At 42.5% G+C, this 2,140-nt stretch carries 4 protein-coding genes; all 4 read left to right on the top strand.

Features of this window, described 5'->3' with window-relative positions; genetic code table 11:
• The coding region (locus VIN08_RS03190) for a methyltransferase (protein WP_331960119.1) at window positions 1-672 on the top strand (672 nt) is incomplete at its 5' end.
• Window positions 656-1,057, top strand: a complete 402-nt coding sequence (locus VIN08_RS03185; protein WP_331960116.1) for a hypothetical protein — start codon at window positions 656-658, stop codon at window positions 1,055-1,057. The genes VIN08_RS03190 and VIN08_RS03185, both read left to right, overlap by 17 nt.
• A gap of 6 nt (window positions 1,058-1,063) precedes the next feature.
• Window positions 1,064-1,492: a hypothetical protein gene (locus VIN08_RS03180; RefSeq protein ID WP_331960113.1), complete on the top strand. Its 429-nt coding sequence runs from the start codon at window positions 1,064-1,066 to the stop codon at window positions 1,490-1,492.
• A partial coding sequence (locus VIN08_RS03175) for an MBOAT family protein (protein ID WP_331960110.1) occupies window positions 1,483-2,140 on the top strand: 658 nt, incomplete at its 3' end. The genes VIN08_RS03180 and VIN08_RS03175, both read left to right, overlap by 10 nt.

Below are 2,140 nucleotides of genomic sequence, written 5' to 3'. Positions count from 1 at the left end.
CTCTTTTGTTTCGGAACGTGGCTTCAACCAACGTCATTCATTCCAATGCTGTTGGCTATACTGATAGCAACAACGATCACTATTTCGCTGGCCGTATCATGCTATATTTATGACTACTCCGGGCTTTATACGTTACATTGGTTGGATTCTGTTTCTATCGCGCAACATATCCATATAGTAAATATTCACGCAGGGTTTGATGAGACCAGCAATTTATTACAGCATCGATACCCAACCGCTACCCTCAGGATATTTGATTTTTACGATCCGACAAAGCACACCGAGGTATCGATTAAACGCGCACGGAAATTATACCCATGCGACTCTTCCACGGAACATATTACTACGCGAGCTGTTCCGCTCCAGGCTAATTCAACGGATGTGATCTTTACTATTTTTGCCACACACGAGATACGAAACAGAGATGAGCGCATTACATTTCTTGCGCAGCTACAAAACAGTTTACAACACGAAGGAAAGTGCATTGTGGTTGAGCACTTGCGCGATGTTCCTAATTTTCTGATATATACTATCGGGGTCTTCCACTTCTTTTCCAAACGTGAATGGCTGGCTAACTTCAGCGCTGCAGGCTTTATCACAGAACAAGAAATAAAAATAACTCCTTTCATTTCCGCTTTTGTTCTGCAAAAAGATCATGGATATACATCTTAAAATTACAGGCGGTCTGCTGATATTGCTGGCATTGATGCATGTTGTTCTGCCAGCCTATTTTCATTGGAAACAGGAGCTATCAACGCTTAGTCTCATCAATAAACAAATGATGGAGGTGCACACGTTCTTCATAGCGTTCACAGCATTCCTCATGGGTATACTTTGCCTCACGCTTACAACCGACCTAATTCATAGTTCGCTGGGGAATTTCATTTGCCTCGGGCTCTTCGCATTCTGGTTCGTGCGTTTGCTATTTCAGTTCTTTGTATACTCGCCCAAGCTATGGCGTAACAAGAAGTTCGAAACGTTTATACATATATTGTTCATCATGCTCTGGTCTTATTTTTCTGCAGTATTTTTTCTGGTATATTATTACAGCATCTGATAAAATATGAAACAGGAAGTGTTGCACACCATAGTATATCTCTGCGGGCTGGGCCACATAGCCTTGAGTGCAGGGAGCCTCGCGATACCGAAACTCTTACAATGGAGCACACACCTTAAAAATATACCGTTGCTGTTGCGCCAGATGTTCTGGACATATGCCGGATATATACTGGTAATCAATTTCAGCTTTGGTGTTATATCCATTATTGGAACAGACGAACTACTCGATCATTCCTTTCTTGCCAAGTACATCACCTTATTCATCGGGCTTTACTGGCTCGCCCGGGTAATTATTCAGTTTTTCTATTTCGACCGAACGAATGCACCCAAGGGGTTGCTCTATACACTTGGTGAAGCTGCCCTTGTTCTCCTGTTCATTCTTTTCACGATCGTTTATCTTACAGCCTTCCTGTACAACATAGCATGGATTTAACAACTGTATATATTGTATCGTTTGGATTGATAATCCTGGTGACGGGATATTTTCTTCCTGCGATTCAAAGTAAATCTATAGCACGCTTGGCTGCCTGGGGAATATCTGTCCTGTCTGTTGTGTTTGCAACAGTCATCACCGGGCAGGCATCTGCACTATACCGCATGGTTGCTATTATCAGCCTGCAATTGTTATCCATGAAATCAATTGTAGCTGTAGAGACCTATACCGGTAAACCCAGGCTCACATTTATACAATGGCTTGCTTTCGCGCTCGGATGGTTCGGGATGCGGCCCGTGCTCTTTGAAAAATTCCCTTCGACAACTTTATCCTACGGAGATATTTTAGTTCGTGGCGTTACCAGGATAATTGTCGGAGTGCTGCTGGTATATTTATCCTTTCAGATACCTAAACTATTTGTAAAAATATATTTTCTCGAAGAGCTGATCCTGCTTGTGGGGTTCAGTCTCATACTGCATTTTGGAATACTGAATGTCTCTACTGCGCTCTGGAGAATATCCGGAGTAGATGTTCGTGAACTGTTTCGTGCTCCGTATAAATCACGATCGCTGAAAGAATTTTGGGGCAAGCGCTGGAATCTCGCTTTCTCTGAAATGACTGCTTTGATTGCTTATAAACCTTTGAAAC

Origin of the sequence: Ohtaekwangia sp. (assembly GCF_036568665.1) — a bacterium.
GTDB lineage: Bacteria > Bacteroidota > Bacteroidia > Cytophagales > Cyclobacteriaceae > Ohtaekwangia.
This window is presented reverse-complemented; position numbering and strand designations above follow the sequence as displayed.

Bases quoted from the DNA above. Each gene is read 5' to 3' on its own strand.
- VIN08_RS03180 (WP_331960113.1), top strand. From the start codon at position 1,064: ATGAAACAGGAAGTGTTGCACACCATAGTATATCTCTGCGGGCTGGGC.
- VIN08_RS03185 (WP_331960116.1), top strand. From the start codon at position 656: ATGGATATACATCTTAAAATTACAGGCGGTCTGCTGATATTGCTGGCA.